Source organism: Kitasatospora sp. NPDC086009 (genome assembly GCF_044540385.1).
Classification (GTDB): Bacteria; Actinomycetota; Actinomycetes; order Streptomycetales; family Streptomycetaceae; genus Kitasatospora.
Genome location: NZ_JBITSA010000018.1, coordinates 100707 through 117083 on the forward strand (window position 1 = coordinate 100707; position 16377 = coordinate 117083).

The 16377-nt window shown below is 70.2% G+C and carries 9 protein-coding genes; 1 reads left to right on the forward strand and 8 read right to left on the reverse strand.

From position 1 onward, the window contains the following. Positions 1–375: 375 nt before the first annotated feature. Complete coding sequence (locus ACIF6L_RS31860) at positions 376–1464, forward strand: Ku protein (RefSeq protein WP_396490944.1); 1089 nt, start codon at positions 376–378, stop codon at positions 1462–1464. A gap of 1151 nt (positions 1465–2615) precedes the next feature. On the opposite strand, the gene ACIF6L_RS31865 is transcribed toward ACIF6L_RS31860, so the two are convergent. The 8 genes from ACIF6L_RS31865 to ACIF6L_RS31900 form a co-directional block, all read right to left on the reverse strand. Continuing rightward, entirely contained in the window at positions 2616–2837 is a 222-nt protein-coding gene (locus tag ACIF6L_RS31865; RefSeq protein WP_396490945.1) for a DUF6087 family protein, read from the reverse strand. 34 nt (positions 2838–2871) lie between these two features. Then, complete coding sequence (locus ACIF6L_RS31870; protein ID WP_396490946.1) at positions 2872–3006, reverse strand: hypothetical protein; 135 nt, start codon at positions 3004–3006, stop codon at positions 2872–2874. A gap of 316 nt (positions 3007–3322) precedes the next feature. Continuing rightward, positions 3323–3646 (reverse strand): hypothetical protein, encoded by a 324-nt coding sequence (locus ACIF6L_RS31875; protein WP_396490947.1) that lies wholly within the window; start codon positions 3644–3646, stop codon positions 3323–3325. A 181-nt stretch (positions 3647–3827) separates the two neighbouring features. Next, the gene (locus ACIF6L_RS31880; RefSeq protein ID WP_396492623.1) at positions 3828–11234 is read right to left on the reverse strand and encodes a ricin-type beta-trefoil lectin domain protein; all 7407 of its coding nucleotides are present in this window, start codon (positions 11232–11234) and stop codon (positions 3828–3830) included. A 1500-nt stretch (positions 11235–12734) separates the two neighbouring features. Further along, a complete protein-coding gene (locus ACIF6L_RS31885) occupies positions 12735–13634 on the reverse strand; it encodes a hypothetical protein (protein WP_396490949.1) in 900 nt (299 codons plus the stop codon). A gap of 179 nt (positions 13635–13813) precedes the next feature. Then, the gene (locus ACIF6L_RS31890; protein WP_396490950.1) at positions 13814–14200 is read right to left on the reverse strand and encodes a hypothetical protein; all 387 of its coding nucleotides are present in this window, start codon (positions 14198–14200) and stop codon (positions 13814–13816) included. Between the two features lie 513 nt (positions 14201–14713). Continuing rightward, positions 14714–15544, reverse strand: coding sequence for a hypothetical protein (locus tag ACIF6L_RS31895; protein WP_396490951.1), 831 nt, complete (start codon positions 15542–15544; stop codon positions 14714–14716). Beyond that, entirely contained in the window at positions 15541–16269 is a 729-nt protein-coding gene (locus ACIF6L_RS31900) for a hypothetical protein (RefSeq protein WP_396490952.1), read from the reverse strand. Before ACIF6L_RS31900 ends, ACIF6L_RS31895 begins: the two co-directional genes overlap by 4 nt. Positions 16270–16377: the final 108 nt, after the last annotated feature.

Here is a 16377-nt window from a genome sequence, read left to right on the forward strand (position 1 = left end):
CCCGACCGCACGGGTGGCGGCCTCGCACCCGACGTGCGCCCACGCACTCTCCCACGGCTCCAAGCCCGGCCGCCCGGGTGCCGGCGCGTCGAGCCACCGCACCAGGCAGGCCCTCCTCCCCCACCCCCACCACGAGCAGGCGCCGACCCGGCCGGGCGATCTCCTCGACGACGGCCCCGGCCCGATAGCGGGGGCTGGCAGCACTCACCCCTCCATGCTCCCGCGCGCACCGCCGCGCTGCGCCGCCGGCGCTGCCGTGGCGCCAGACGGGCCCACTCCGCGTGCGCGCCGGCGAGGCGGCGGCGACGCTGGCTGGACCCACGCCAAACAGCGCGCGGCGAACCGCGATGCTCGGCCAGGTGCGAGGAGGCAGTCATGGCTCGACCCGTGTGGACCGGGGTGCTGACCTTCGGGCTGGTCACCGTGCCCGTCTCCCTGTACACCGCGACGCAGTCCCACGACGTGCGCTTCCACCAGCTGCAACGCGGCACCTCCGACCGGGTGCGCAACAAGCGGGTCAACGAGCGCACCGGCAAGGAGGTCGAGTACGCGGAGATCGTCAAGGGCTACGAGGTCACCGCGGGCGAGTACGTGATCGTCGAACCCGACGAACTCGACCAGCTCTCCCCCGGCCGCTCGCGCACCATCGACATCGCCGGCTTCGTCGACCTCGCCGACGTCGACCCGATCTTCTTCGACAAGACCTACTACCTCGGCCCCAAGGGCAAGGATTACCAGAAGGTCTACGCGCTGCTCGTCGAAGCCCTCGACCACGCGGGCAAGGCCGGCCTCGCGATGTTCGCCATGCGCGGCAAGGAGTACCTCACCGCCATCCGCTCCCACGGCGGGCTGCTGGAGCTGCACACCATGCACTTCGCCGACGAGGTCCGCGACCCCCGCACCGAGATCGACGACCTCCCCGAGAAGACCGACCTGTCCACCCACGAGGTCAAGACCGCCGAACAGCTCATCGGCATGCTCGCCCTCGACTGGAAACCCGACGAGTGGCACGACACCTACGAGGACCAGGTCAAGACCCTCATCCAGGACAAACTCGCCGGCCGCGAGATCGCCGTCTCCACCGGCCCCGCCCCCGAAGCCACCAACGTCATCGACCTCATGGACGCCCTGCGCCGCAGCCTCGACACCGCCCGCACGACCGAACCCGCCCAGGAGACGAAGAAGCCCCCCGGCCGCCGGGGCGCGGCCGCCCGCGCCACCGGCACCCCCAAGCCGGCCGGCGGCAAGAAGAGCACCTCCCCCCGGGCCACCACCGGCAAGAAGCCGACCAAGCGCGCCAGCACCACTGGCAAGCAGCAGCTCTCCTTAGCTCACCAAAGCCGAGCCCACAAACGCGCCACCGACCTCGACATCCCCCACCGCTCCACCATGACCCGCAACGAACTCCAACACGCCCTCGAGCACGCCCCCGCCAGCAAACGGCGGCACCTGCGCAGCGCATGACGCGAGCGGTCCCGGACTACCCAGTCGGCAGCAGAGGGGTTTGAGTCAGGGGAGCAGGCGTAGCAGGGCGCCGGCCATGGCGATGAGCGACTCCACCTCGGTGCGGCCGTACCGGTAGTCCCTGGTGCCGTGCATGGCGCCGCTGGCTTGGACTCCAGCGCGCAGCGGATCAGCGCCCAGCGCTCGTCCGCAGTGATCTGGCCCTTGTCCTTCTTGCTGCCCGGCCGGTTGCAGCTGGTGATCTTCTCGATGGTCTCCAGGGCCTTGCGCACCATGAGCATCGCGCGGTCGATCTCGCCAGCCCCGAGCAGGCGCTGGGCTTCCCGCAGGAAGTCGGCGGCGCCGCGGCCCGGCCCGTCATCCTCGGGGAAGGGGATGGTCATCTCCACGCCGAGGTTGCGGCCGAGCGCGGCCAGCTGCTGGCGCCAGCTGCTCTCGGCAACGCTGATATGCACGGTGGCCTGGCTGCTGCCCGGGTGCCCGGTGGCCTGCGGCAGGAAGGTGCGGACCTCCAGTTCGAGGCGGAGGTCACCACTGCGGTGCTGCTCCAACGCCAGGATCTGAGCACCGGTCAGCAGGAAGCGCAGGATCAGGCGCTCCAGCCCGGTGTCGGGCACGAGGCCAGAGCCTGGGACGCCGAGCCGAGCCAGGCCCTCGGGCCGGCGTCCCGGGGTGCGAACAGGCCGTGTCCAGTTGCAGCACCCGGCCCGCGTCCCCGCCCTTCGGAACACCGACTTCCAGCTGCATCTGCAGGCTGTGGGTGCCCAGCGCCCGGTCGATCATCAGGGTGTTCTCGCGGACGTTCACCGTGAACGTCCCGATACCCGCGTCGAACCTCAACTCGTCCATGCCGTGCCCGTCCTCGCTGTTCCGACTGTGCAGCGATTCTGGCGCGAGCCAGCGGTCGGCGTGAGGGGATTTCGGGCAGCCGGGCCGTGTACGGACCCGGCCACCCGAAGGCTTCACCATGCGGCGCCCGATCCGGTGGGGGTGCCCGGTCCGGGCGGTGTGGAGCAGGCGCAGCCGCACGCCCTGGTCGGGCGCTTCACGGGTCCAGCGAGCAGCCGCCGATCGGGCAACGGGATCAGCCGGCGGCAGAACGGGCCCGCCTGGCTGCCGTGGATCGGGGGGTGGTGTGGTCGGTGCGGAGGTCAGGGTCGGCGGTGGCGGCCGGAGCCGGTCGCCACCGCGGTCGTCGGTGGTTCGTCGGTGAGCGCCACCGCCACCCAGCCGTGCCCGTCCCACTCCTGAAGCAGCCGAGGGGCGGTGGGGTCGATGTGCGCGGCGGCCGTGGTGACGACCCGTCGCGCTCCGACCGGGCGCAGGCGCCGGGTGCGGCGTGTGGCCCACTCGCTCAGCGGCTCGTCCTCCATGGCCCGGTCCCCTCTCGCTGGGTGGTCGGTGCGGTCAGCGTGGCAGGGGCTGGGCGGGGTCGTCCAGCCACAGGCGCTGCCCGGCCGGGGTGACGGTGCGGCCGAAGCGGCCGAGGCCCGACCGGCCCGCCCCGGTCCACCAGGCGTAGCTCGAACTCCCACTCGCCATCTCTGCTGCCTCACGTCCGGCACCACGGACCGCCAGACACGGGCCCGTGGCGCCCCGCTGCGTCCCAGCCCGCCCTAGGCCCGTGCTCAGCGCACAAGACGCAGCCAGGCTGGATACGGGCCAAACTGCCCCCGGAACGGCACTGTCCATCCTGATAGGCAGGAAGGTGGCCAGCGAGGCTCCCTGGCTGGCTGCTTGAGACGTGAGACATCTCGCTCAACCGCCCGGGAGCCTCGTTCGTTCTGCCCGCATGCCGACTGGGCGGCTATCACCCGATCGAGGCCTGCCCTGAAGAGGCTCAGTAGTCGCACGCCAGTCACGAGAAGATTCGCCATGGCCACCTTCGGCGCGGAGAAGAAGTTGCAGCTACCTCAGCTTCGGTCTGAAAGTCATGCGGCCTTCGATAGCCGCTTTCGAGCTCATTTCCATCCTCATCCGTCACTCGCCCAAGGCCATTATTTACACCGATTGAAATCCCCTCCGAGTTAACCTCCAGGACGAACGCCTCCGAACCTTGCACTTCTGATACAACAATCAGCGCCTCCCCGGGCGCCATCCAGTGATCACTGCCAATTGGCTCAAGCGTGAGCTTCACCGGCTGATCAAGCTCGTTTTCAACCCTGATGCTTACATTCTCCATCAAACTCCCACTTTCAGGATTTCCTTCAGGCTTCAATCGCAGGAAGTTCTGCAGGGCATTGAGGAATTCCTACATTGTGCATCCTCAGAGTCACAGAGGCGAGCTCCCAGCGCAGGGGGCATGCATGCTGGCCAGAACCTGCATGCATGCCCCCAAAACGTCCTTGACTCCTGGGAACCTGCTACCTATGGCGCCCCCTGGAAGCCTTTCGCCAGTTCTTCACAGCATAGTGCAAAGCCGCTGCGCGGGGTCCCGCACTAGGACTCGTATCCCCGCGATACTTACTATACAAATGCACCTGCCGGAAGTAGTTGCGAGCTACCTTGACTTCCTGCTTGGAGTATGACTTCCGAACCGTGGCCACATGCTTAAGGGTATGAAGGGTCGCATTCTCCCCCTTATTCTTCCACAGCACCCCCTTACCCATATTTGCAACAGTGGTGTTGTGCCTCGCGGCAACCGCCTGCACTTGCTTGAGCTCCTGGCTCACAAACCTTGATGTCTTCACGACCGTGGATGCCATGTGCGCAGTCCGGCCAGCGGTTATAGCCACCTTCGCCACGGCTACGGCGGCACCAGCACCAACGGTCTGGGCGACGGCCATGATCCCCATTTCGGTGGCTTTCTCCCAGTTGCCGGTGGCCGCATAGGAAACGGAGGAGACAGCGGCTGCTGCCGCGCCAATGGGGCCGGGGATGTAGGCAGCTACCTCGGCGACCTTCGCGACGACCTCGACTGTCTTCTTCAGCCACTTGGGCATGCCCCAGTTGCCGTCGAGGTCGGTGCAGTTGACCGGGTCACCAGTGCAGTAGTCGTAGGCGCTAGCGTTGCCACCCGGGACCGGGTCGATCTGCAGGAAGCGTCCGAGGGCCGGGCTGTAGAGGCGGGCACCCATGAGGATGTCGCCGTCCTGGGCCTCGGCGGAGCGCTGCTTGCCGCCGAGCCAGCCGTAGCGGACACCGGCCTGGCCGTCCTGGGGGATGCCGAACTCGTCGAAGTCGAGAACGACGGGCTTGGTCAGCGCGGTGTCGGTGGTGATGACGACCGAGCCGAACAGGTTGGTGAGCTGGAGCTGGACGTCACCGGTCTTGCTGGTGGTGGCGACCAGGTCGGCGTCGGGGCCCGAGACGTTGCGGGTCAGGGTGCCCTGGGTGGTGTCCTCGATGGTCCAGCGGACCTCGTCGGAGTCGTCGCCGTAGTGGTTCAGCTTCGAGGTGGCGTTGGCCCAGGAGCCGTCCGTCTGCTTCTTGCTGGTGGTGAACGCGGTCAGGCGGTGGGCGGCGTCGACGGCCCACTCCTGCTTGGTGTCCCCCTTCTCCTGGGCGGCGACGCGGTCGTTGGCCCAGTAGGTGTTGGTCGCACCGGTCGCGGTCTTCACGGTGCGCCCGAAGGCGTCGTAGGTGAAGCCCGCGTCGGTGAGCCGGTCGGCGCTGTCGTAGGTGTGGCTCTCGGCGACCGCTCCGGCGGTGCCGCACTCGCCGGCCGCCCCGCGTGGGGAGGTCTGCTTGGACAGGCGGTTGGAGTGGGCGTCGAAGGCGTACTGGCGGGTGACGCAGCCGGTGGCGACCGTGCTCTGCTCGGCCTTGGTCAGCCGGCCGAGCCGGTCGTACTGGTAGGTGCGGGTGGCGGTGGAGCTGGTGTCCCTGGCCACCTGGCCCTGGGTGGAGATGTCGGCGCTCTGCGCCCAGATCACCTTGTTGTCGGAGGTGCGGGTGTAGGTGCGGCCGGTGGCCTCGCCAACGGCGTTGACGGTGTCCTTGCGGACGATGCCGCCGGGGTAGGTCTGCTCGACGAGCTGGCCGTCCGGCCCGTACTTGGCGGTGAACTCCCCGGCAACGCTGTCGGTGATTGAGGTGACCAGTCCGCGCGGCTCCTTCGCGCGGTCGTAGGTGTAGGTGGTGGATCCGGTCGGGTCGCTCACCTTGACCGGCTTGCCGAATCTGTCGAACTCGCTGGTGGTGGTGCCGCCGTCGGCGTCGGTGTAGGAGATCAGCCGGCCGAGCGCGTCCAGGACGCGGGTCAACGACTTGCCGCCGGCGTTGGTCTTGACGATGTCGCCGGTGGCCGGGTCGTACTCGGTGGTGACCTTGGGCAGCGGCTTGCCCTCGTCCGAGATGATCTCGGTGGAGAGGATCCGGTCCGCACCGTCGTAGGTCGTAACGGTCTTGCGGGACTTGCCGGCGTTGGTCTCGGTGGTCTCCTCCGGCTCGCCGAACGGCGAGTAGCGGGTGACCCTCTTCACCGGCAGGGTGGTCGGCATCCGAGCGGCGTCGGCCCCGGTGATCGCGCCGCCCGGCATCGTGACGCACGGCAGGCCCGCCCACTCGGGACGGTTGGCGCACGCCGCGTCGTCCGGGTTGGCGCCGGCGGTGTAGAACACCGACTTGACCGTCCCGGCGTCGGTGCCGTTGGAGCCCGGCTTTCGGGACTCGAGGGCGCGGCCGGAGGCGTCGTACTTGACCGTGGAGGTCAGCTTGGCGCCGAGTGCGTCGGTGGTGACCGAGGTGGCGGTCTTCAGGGCCCAGCCGGAGGTGCCGCCGATGGGAGTGTCGTAGCCGGTCCTGGTGACGCGGAGTTCGACGTCGTCGGCGTAGTTCTCGATGCGGGCGCCGTCGGTGGCGGTGGTCACCAGGTGGTAGGCCTGGCCGTCGGGCTTTCCTTCGTCATAGGTGCTGGTGTTGTGGTCCCGGGCCACCACCGAGGTCCCGGGCAGGAGGGTCTGGTTGAGGCCGGTCTTGGTCAGGGTGACGGTGTCCAGGCCGGCGTGGAAACGCTCGCCCTGGCTGGCCGTGTTGGTACCGGTGACCGTGAGCTTCAGCTCGTGGTCACCGCGCGCCAGATGAATCGACTGACCGACCGTGTACGGGGAGGTCGCGCCGTTGTCGTCGGCGTCGTAGGTGTCGATCGGCGTGCCGAGGTCATGGCCGTCGATCGCGAACTGGATGACGCCGTGGTCGTTGAACCGGGTCAGCTGGCCGGAGAGAAGGTAGTCGCCCTCCTCGGGCACGCTGACGCGCATCGTGTCGAACACGCCGGCCTGGGTACCGGCCAGGCTGAGCTGCGCTCCGCCGGACCAGACAAGGGCGTTGTTGTCGTTGATGACCCGCACCGGCGCACTCGCGCCGAGCTGCGGAAGCTTCTCCGCCTCCCAGGTGACGGTGACCGGGGTGGTCTGGCCGTCGACCTGCTCGGCGAGAGAGGCGCGGTAGACCGGGCCGAGGGTCTCGGTGACGTCCAGGCCATCCGGTGTGTACGTGGTCCGGGAGTCGAGCAGCCGGGCCCGGGACGCGGTGTCCGCGGGCAGGTTCAGCTCGTCGATGAACTTTTCGGCGTCGGGGTGGGTGCCGAGCGCGATGGAGCGGTTGGTGGCCTCCAGAGTCCGCACGACGTGGCCGTAGCGGTCGTACTCGCTGGTGTCGATGTCACCGCCGGGGGTGACGGAGGGGCTGGCGGTGTTGACCTCGTTGCCGGAGGCGTTGAGGTAGTGGACGGCGGCCGGCTTGTAGCCGTCCGCACCGGGCTTGACGGCCGTGGCGGTGTTGGTGCCGGGGTCGTCCTCGGGCCCGAAGACGGCGGTGGCGTCGGTGGGGGCGTCGGTCTGTGCCCACTTCGCGACGTCGGCACCGGCCATGTCGTACGGGCCGCCCACGCCGCGGGTCAGCGGCACCTCGTAGACGACCTTGGTCGCGATCTCCCCGTTGACCTGGTCCTTGCTGCCCGGTGCCAGGGTCGCGCGGCGGACCTGCAGCAGGCGGCCGGGGTCCTGGTCGGTGGCGGCCTTGCCGTAGTCGAAGTTCCACGGCAGCTCGCCGGCGGCGCTGATGCGGGTGACGCGGCCGTCGGTGTCGTAGGTGTACGTGGTCTTCAGCGGCTGGGCCAGGCGCGGGTCCCAGACCTGGGCGATGCGGCCCTTGTCGTCGTAGAGGTAGTGCGTGACCTCGACGGCCTCCTGCCGGGAGGTCGCCGGGTTCCACGACCACACCTTCACGGCCCGTACCCGGTCGAGGTAGTCGCCCGGGGTGGTGGCGGTGGCGGTGGTGGCCTTGGCGTAGTCGTACTCCGAGACCTCGCAGCCGCGCGGCAGCGGGTTGACGGTGCAGTGGTTGACGTCGTCGACGCCCGGCTCGACGGCCGGGATGACGCGCTTGACCAGAGAGCGGCCGTCGGTGGTGTCGTACTGGTAGCGGGTGGTCGAGGCGGCCTCGGGGCCGGTCTCGCTCACCACCTGGTAGATGGAGGAGCCGGCCTGACGCGCGAACACCGTCTTGGAGCCGTCCAGGTCGGACAGCTCGTAGGTGGTGCCGGCGGTCTGCACGTCCCAGACCTGGTTCGGTCCGGCCCAGCACACCCACACCGACGCGCCGTTGTCGGTGTCCAGGCACTTGCCCGAGTGGCGGTTGATCACTGTGCCGTCGGTGCGCACCTCCCACTGCTGGTTCTCACCGGCGTTGCAGTCCCACAGCACCAGCCGCGTGCCGTTGTCGACCTGGCCCCAGGCGTTGTCCAGGCAGTAGCCCAGCAGTCGAAGGGTCAGGTCGTCGCCGCGGGTCCACTGCTGGTTGGCACCGCCGGTGCAGGGTGCCGGCTGCAGCTGGGCACCGTTGCCGGCCGAGCCGTTGGGGGCCTCCAGGCACTGGCCGGAGGTGGACAGCACCAGTGCGCCGGCCGCGGCCGGGACGGGCTTGAGGGTGAGCGACTCCGCGCCCGGTTCGGGGAACAGGGTGCCGTCGGTGCCCTTGGCGAAGGTCAGCGCGGTGTCGTCGTTGCCCTTGATCTCAACCAGGTCCGACTGCGGGAACGACAGGGCGCGGTAGTCCGAACCGGTGCCGGCGTCCGGGCCGCCGGCCCACTGCGGGCCGAACGGCGCGACGATCTCCTTCAGCGACAGGTCGTCGAAGAAGACCTCCTTGCCGGTGCCCGCGTCGAAGCCGTTGCCGAGCCGGAACCACGCCTCGGTGGCATCACCCGGTACCGCCATGTCCACGGTCAGCTGCTGCCAGCCGTCCGTGAACGAGGCCTTCGGCGACAGCACGTCGCCGTAGCCGGCGGGCGTGCGGTAGACGCCCACCATGCGCAGGCCGATGTCGGCCCGGTCGGGGTTCAAACCGGTCGCGCCGGGGACGTAGATCCAGCCGGTGAGGCGGTACGTCTTACCGGGCTGCATGCCCTGGGCGAAGGTGTACTCCGGGCCGACGGCCGCGTACGAGGCCCAGCTGTCGACGGGCTTGATCAGCAGCGAGTCGGTCGAGCTGTCGTGGCCACGAACCGTCGAGCGGGAGACGTCGGCCGGTCCGGGAGTGAATCCCGTCAGGTCCGTGCCGATCTGACGCTGGTTGATCGTCAGTCGCTCGCCCTGCGGCTGCCAGCCCCGACCGAGGTCGCGCGAGGAGGCGGTGCGGGTCACCGACATGCCGAACTCGTTGGCGTCCGTGACATCGGTGGACAGGTCACCCGTGAGCAGGTTGACCGAGCCCGGGCCGATGCCCGTACCGGCCGCGCCGTCGGCGTTGCGGTCGACGGTGATGGTGTTCCAGACGGTGGCGTAGCCGTCGCCGGAGCCGTCCTCGGGGAACAGCTTGGCGCGGACCTGGACGACGCCGCCCACGTTGCCCAGGGTGTCGAGGACCGTCCAGTTGGCGTGCGGGCCGAGGTCGGCGAGCAGCGGCTTGTCCTCGAGGACGGCCGTGTTGTCGGCCTTGGTGAGGTTGGTCCGGGGGACGGTGTACTCGGTCGCGCCGGGGCCGCGGCGGTACTCGTAGAGCACCCGCTTGAACTGTGACTGCGCGTCGACGGACAGCTTGACGCGCTTGGCGGCCTGCGTGCCGTTGACCGGCGAGCTCAGGCCCGCCTTGCCGACCTGGAAGGGGTAGGTCACCGGCGGGGACAGGTTTCCCGCATGGTCCTTGGACTGCACGCTGAGCACGCGCCGGCCCTCGGCGGTGGGCGTGATCGAGGTGGTGATGGAGGCGCTTGTGTTCACGGTGACCGGCGCGGCGCCGTCCAGCGTGTAGGTGTAGCCGACCAGGTCATCGGTCCCCGCGGGCGGGGTGAAGGTGAACGATCCGGGCTGGTCGGCCGCGCCGTGCCACAGTCCGTCCGACGGGTAGTCGGCGGAGGTGACGAACGGTGCTCCGGGCTTGGTGGTGTCGGCGATGACGTTGGTGCCGACCCAGGCGGAGCGGGCCTTGCCGTCGTCGAGCATGGCCCAGATCGAGTACTGCACGCCCTCGTCGAGTCGGGTCAGGCCGTAGTCGGACGGTCGGACGGTGGCGATCGCTCCGTTGGGGACGTCGCGGGCGATACTGCCGACGAACGCGCCCTCGCGCCACAGGTCGAGGTAGACCTTCAGCGGGTCGCCGTCCACATCGGCGGCCTGCACCTGGAACCTGGGGTTCGCGTCCGGGGTGTAGACGGGGCTGCCGGGCTGGGACGGCTGCACCTGCACCGCCGCCGGGGCGTCCGGGACCGAGTTGTAGGTGATCGAGACGAACGGCGGTGCGCCGCCCTCGGCCGAACTGAACCGCTTCCAGGACAGCGGGCTGGACTCGTCCGCCGCCTTCAGGCCGATGCCGTAGTCCGCGTAGTTGTGCGACGCGAAGTACCGGATCATGTCGGTGACGTCGGCCTTCGCCCACACCGAGCCGTCACCGGCCGCGCAGTCGTGCGAGTCGTCCGGGTCCTCGTCGAAGGTGTCGTTCGAGGTGGACCACTTCTGGCCCCACACCGGCTGGTCGTTCCAACGGGTCCACCAGGCAGCGCCGCCCGCGTTCCACACCTCCCACTGCTTCGCGAGGCAGGAGGAGGAGTGGTAGTTGTACAGGTTCAGCGTGGCGCCGAGGATCTGCTTCCCGTTGAACTCACCACCCGGGATCGTCAGGAACGAGCGCGCCACGACCGAGCCGTTGTAGCTGCCCAGCTTCAGATCGCCGGACGACGAGGCGTCGACGTTCTCATTGCTCTGCACGTAGGTGTCGTACGTGCTCAGGATGTCGACCACCGGGTCGATGGTGACGGGGTACTGCGTCTTGGCGTCCGCCAGGAAAGCCGCGTCCGGGGTGAACACCAGCTCGGTGTCCGCACCCTGACCGCGTACCTCCATCTTCACCGCTGCCCGGTGCAGGTGCTCCAGCGACGCCAGGTCCACCGCCGCGTCCCACATCACGGGCGCGGGGATCTTCACCTGCGGCTTGCCGGACGCCTTGTCCAGGAGCTGGATCGAGCCGTCCGGCTGCGGCGCCACCGTCAGACCGGTGGTGTCCAGCGGAAGCGTCAGCGTGCCCGCCTGGGACACCGCCGCGCGGTCCTTGACCACCAGGAACTGCTCGAAACCGGTACGCGTGGCCTGCAGGACCAGGTCGACGCCCGGGCGGGCGTCGACATAGGTCGCCTTGCTGCCCTCCAGCCTCGGCTTCGGCAGCTTGCCCAGCCAGCCGAACCTCAGCTGCTGGTCACCCGAACCGACCTTCACCAGCTCGCGCTCGACCGGCTGCGCCGGGGCCGGGTCGGCCGCGGGAGCCGCAGCCCGCGCTGCCCCCCGGGAGGCCCGCTCTGCCGTCGCGCTCGCGCTCGTCGTCGGGGACGGGGCCACGGACGGGGACGGGGAGGCTGACGGGCTGTTCGACGCCGAGGCGGTCGCGGCAGGCGTCGCCGCACCGGTCGGGGACGCCGAGCTGCTCGGGGCCGCCGCACCCGGGGAAGGGGGCGTGGCTGAGGCCGATGGGCTCGGCGAGGGCGAGGCGGCGGGCTTTGACGCGGGAGTACCGGGAAGGCTGTCCCCCACCGTGACCCCGGCGTCCCCACCCTCGAAGACCAACCCCTCGGGGTGCGCCTTCGGCGCGACCTTACCGTCCGCCGTCTGCACCAGCGTGGTGTCCACCGGGACCCACGCTTCACCGACCTTCATGCGGATCGGCCCGGTCGACCTGTCGGCAGTGAGCGTGCCGTCGGCGTTCGCCCACAGCGTCGCCGTCTCGGTGCGGGCACCGGTCACCTCGACCCGGTGGCCCTGCAACCGCGCCGACAACAGAGCCGACGCCTCGTCCGGCGCCTCGTTGCCCTTCGTGGCAGGAGCCGGAACAGGGGCTGGAGCCGCCACGGCAGACACCGGAGCGAGCGCGTCCAACGCCACCCCCGTCTGGACCAGTAGCCCCAACGTCAGAAGGCCGGATATCCGGCGTAGCTTGCGCGTTGAGAAGGCCCCACCCGCGAACGCGGGCGAGGCCTGGAACCGTCGTGACATCAAGTTTCTTTCACTCTGAGGTCAATGAGCATGCGTAAGCCGCACATAAGTGCAGCGTGCACCAACCTCTCATCCGCCCCTGACACTCAGATGCCAACTGGCGTTGCGATCAAATAACAAAACGATGATTAACCGTCAGAAATGACGTAATGTCTGTTTCAGCCTTTTTCTTCTGGCAATTCCGGATTCTCCTGCAACTTCTCCGGCCTCTTCCCGCCCACCGCACCATCCCGACATACCAGCACGCGCACCCCACGAGCACGAGGGAAGGACAGCCCTGACCTGCCCTGAACGTGGCTACCGTCCGGCACCACGGACCGCCTGAAGGGGGGCCCGCGGCGCTCCGCTGCCCTCTCGGCCCGCCTTCCCGCAGCTCGTGTTCACGGCACCCGACGCAGAAGGAGACGGACATGCACGAGACGAGGCCGCGCACCGAGGAGCAGGGCGCGGCGGGGCGGGACGGCGTCGAGCCGCCCCGCGCGGTGGAGCAGACCGGGAGCACGGCCTGGTGGCGGAGTTCAGGAGACGGCGTGGTGCCACTCCGCCGTCGGGCACAGCGCCTGCCCGCGCGCTGGCCGGGAACAGCTGGCTCGGTCAGGCGGTGCCCCGCTCTGACCCGCCGCCGAGGCTTCGGCCCGACTCCGGCCGTTCCTGGGTTCCCAGGATCTGCGGCAGTCGTCCGTGCAGCTACCGAATTCGAAGCCGGGCAGGTGTTGCGCGTACCCGGCGGGACCCCAGGCCCAGACCGCTCCTGTCGCCCGACCGGGGGCGGCCGGCCGACGACGTCGGCTCCGGGGGCCTCGGGCTCTGGCGTCGCGCCTGCGGGCACACGGCACAGAGCCGCGGTTCTCACCGGCGGCCTGCGAGTTCCTCCAGCTGCGTGGCCAGGCGGGGGCCGGGCCGGCTTGCCACTCCGTCGATGACCAGGAGGTCGCCGGGCTCGCTGTGGACGACCAGGCGGTTGACTTCCGCCGCCAGTTCGCCCGTGGGCCGCACCGACTCCCGACTGTGCCAGGGCGGGAGGACCGCGGGCACCACCTTGGTGAGGTAGCCCGGCAGGTTCGGCAGGCCTGGAGGCATGGGAGAGCCGCCGACTTCCCCAGCCGCGACGCACGCCTGGTTGAACCACCATTCCGACTCGTCCAGCTCTCCGCGGTGGGGGTGGTGGAGGTAGAGGGCGAACGCGGAGACGTGGTCGCCGACGGCGGCGAGACGCCACCAGAAGACGGCGCTGATGGGATGGCCTGCCAGGTGCAGGATGCAGCCGACCACCCGGGCACCGTCGATCTCGTCGTCGACGTCACGCGTGTCGATGTCGCCGGGCGGCCGGCCGGCGCGGTGCTTCCAGTCCTCGTCCGCGTAGCGGGCGAGGAGGGCGACGGCCTTGGGGCGTGTCACGGTGGCGCGGGCAAGGGAGTCCAGGCCCAGCCGGGCACGGTTGTGGTCCGCCCACCAGGCGGGTGGAACGTAGGTGTCGGCGTGGTAGCCGGCCACATCGCCCGCGATCTCACGCATGGCGATCGCCAAGTCCTCGCCGCCATCAGGGCCTGCCGCGCGGTCGCGGCCGGGCCCTTCGGTCTCGGCGAGGAACAGGCGCAGGGCCTCCTCGCGGGAAAGGCCCTGCCCCTCACCGGCGTGCGAGCGGCTCCTATCGCGGCTGGCGATGGCCGCGGCTTCGGCGGTCTGACCGAGCAGCCGCTCGACGGCTCGGTCGTGCCTGTCGGGAGCCGGCGCTGCCGCGGCTGGCATGGGGATCGATGGTCACCGGCGTGCTCCTCTGCGGTGAGTCGGGGTGTCGTGGAGAAGGATCCGGCGCGGCCTGAGAACTTCTTCCAGCTTGTCGAGGGCCTGCTTGTGGTTGCGGTCGACCGTGCTGGGATGGGTGTTCAGGAGCCACGCGATGAAGAGCGTTGAGCGGCGCGAGGACTTCAGGATGACGACGTCGAACTGCCGGGGGGGGTCAGCAGCCACAAGGCGGGGATGAGCCCGACGTCGGTGTCCTCGGCATCGCCCTCGGTGAGACTCTCGCGCATCTGGGCCAGGAGAGAGCGCGCGGTGTCGGCACGGACGGCCAGCTGTTCCTCCCCGTGCAGGCGTCGGACCTCGTACACCACCGCGGTGGTGAGCATGCCCCACGTGATGTCCTCGACGTTGGGCGCGCGCAGGATCTGCTTCCAGTCGAGGGCGATCCGGACCAGCACCTGTCGCACGATCAAGCGGGCGGCGCCCTGGTTCCCGAGCATCTCCTCCGCATAGTGCAGATAACTCTCCCGATGCAGGAGCGCGTAGGCCTCGAAGTCGAGGGGAAGATCCACGGGGAGCTCCACGGCCGCTCCGAAGGTTCCCGTGTCCGGGTCGGGGAAGTCCGGGCCTATCGGGGACCCGAACGGCTCGTCATCCATTCAGGCCCCCCGGTGACGGCCCGCGAGTCGGCGGCCAGCGCGCCGGCGGTGGCGTGGAGGATCGTCGCCCTTTCTGCGGCGGCTGAGCGCGGGACGGGGAGCGGTGCTGTTCACAAAGAACCTCTTTGTCGGGAAACAGGATGGTTCTGCTCGTGCATGAGCCACGTAGTGGCCTAGTGGTAGCCAATCAGCCGCCCCCCGCCGTTCACGCACGCCAATCGAACCAATTTCACGACTTGTTCATGACCACGAACGCACCGTGCCGAGTCGAGCCCTCGCATCGGCCTCCGACGAGACGTTTCGGCAACTCAGACGTCCACTGCGGACGTCACGGAAACCGCCAGGCGCACTATTCTCCGCAATCGAACGTGACTGGCATCACACTTTCGCGCCACCCCGGACTGCTTCGCGGGCGCACCAGTTTGACTACCGGCAGGACGGCCCCGGCGACAACTCCTGAGCCGCGGCCGCCGACCCGCCATACCGCCCGACAACGGCCGCCGGCGCCCCCTCCACCACCGCTACGCCCATGCGGCAACCGCCGTGTCCACTGGCAGCCTCCCGACGGCCCCACGCCGCTCCACCACGGCGACCCTGCCGGTCGCGTCCGGCAGCCACAACTGCGCCGCGCGAGGCCGCGCCGCCGAACCCCGGCCCGACACCGTCACCCGCACCCGGCGGCCAGTCAGCTGCCCGTGCCCCTCCCCTAGCCCCGACCACTGACCCGCGCTCACCTCCAGCCGCAGCTGGGCGCCGGGCCAGGGCCCGGGGGGGGTGATCAGGACGGTGCCGCTCCGGCGCAGCTGGGCGGCGAGCCGTTCGAGGGCGCGGGGCGCCAGGGCGGTGGGGCCGCGCGGCGAGGACGACGGGGCAGGCGGCGGCGAGCGCGGTGACGACCTCGGCGTAATGGTCGCCGGGGAAGTCGGCGACCAGGAGGCGCTTCAGGTCGAGGCCGTAGCCGGCAGCCGCGGCGAGGCCGAGGTCGGGCAGGCCGACGGCGGCGGTCCAGGCGTAGGGGTCGGTGGTGGCGGGGCCGGCGGCGAGGGCCAGGAGCAGGCTCGTGTCGGTGGCCTCGGTGATGGTGCCCTTGGCCAGGCCGCCGTGCGGCAGCAAGCGGCGCAGTGGTTCGAGGACGGGCAGGACGGTGGCCTGGGCCTGGCGGGCGCGGGTGGCCGGGGAGGTGGCGGCGAGGAGGTCGGCGAGCCGTTCACGCCGGTCCGCGGCCAGTTCGGGAAGCGGGGCGGCGGCCAGGCTCACGCGCACTCCCCCGGGGCGGCCGGGGCGACCGGCGCGGACGGGACCGCCGCTGCGGCGGGCTCGGGAAGAACGTCGGCGTCGGCCTGGACGCCGGGGACGTCCTCAGCGTCGGCGTCGACGTCGACCTGGACAACGGGGACGTCCTGGGTGAGGGGGCGCAGGGCGGTGCCGTCGGCGATGACCCAGGCGGCCTGTTTGTCCTCGCCCCAGCGGGCGTGGGCGATCCAGGGCATCTGGGGGGCGGGGCGGCGGCGGGCGGTGACCAGCACGGAGCGCCACGCGTCGTCCGCGCGGAGCCACGCCAGGCGCCAGCACCGCTCGGCCGGATCGGTGCCGGCCGGGCCGGCGAGCTCGGCCGGAACGCACACCACATCGCGCCAGGTGTCGCGATAGGGGGCGGTGGTCGGGGCCGGGTCGGCGGGTTCGGGCAGCGGGCGGATCCGGTCCTTGTCGAAGAGGAACCAGCCCCAGGCCTCCTCGCCGGGGCCTGCGCCTTCCGGGCCCCAGGTGACGTGGACGACCCACACCGCGCTGCCCGGCGGGCGGTGCCACACCGTGAGCATGCCCGGCCGCCACCGCCCGCCGAGACGAATCTCCACCAGGCGCCAGCGCCGCTCGTCCCGGTAGAAGCCGGGCAGCGTCATCAGCTCATGCGGTGCCCGCTCGGCGTCGCCCGGCCACTCCGGGGAGCGGAGGGGGCCGGAGAACGGCACAGCGGAGGTCATAGAACTATGTTCGATAAGCTGCCGGAGTGATCAAACGTCAGCTACACGCCCGGCCGGCACCCGCCGACGGCCGCGATCGGTAGCGTGACGCCACCCCCACCGAAGGAC

Bases quoted from the DNA above. Each gene is read 5' to 3' on its own strand.
- ACIF6L_RS31860 (WP_396490944.1), top strand. From the start codon at position 376: ATGGCTCGACCCGTGTGGACCGGGGTGCTGACCTTCGGGCTGGTCACC.
- ACIF6L_RS31865 (WP_396490945.1), bottom strand. From the start codon at position 2,837: ATGGAGGACGAGCCGCTGAGCGAGTGGGCCACACGCCGCACCCGGCGC.
- ACIF6L_RS31870 (WP_396490946.1), bottom strand. From the start codon at position 3,006: ATGGCGAGTGGGAGTTCGAGCTACGCCTGGTGGACCGGGGCGGGCCGG.
- ACIF6L_RS31875 (WP_396490947.1), bottom strand. From the start codon at position 3,646: ATGGAGAATGTAAGCATCAGGGTTGAAAACGAGCTTGATCAGCCGGTG.
- ACIF6L_RS31885 (WP_396490949.1), bottom strand. From the start codon at position 13,634: ATGCCAGCCGCGGCAGCGCCGGCTCCCGACAGGCACGACCGAGCCGTC.
- ACIF6L_RS31900 (WP_396490952.1), bottom strand. From the start codon at position 16,269: ATGACCTCCGCTGTGCCGTTCTCCGGCCCCCTCCGCTCCCCGGAGTGG.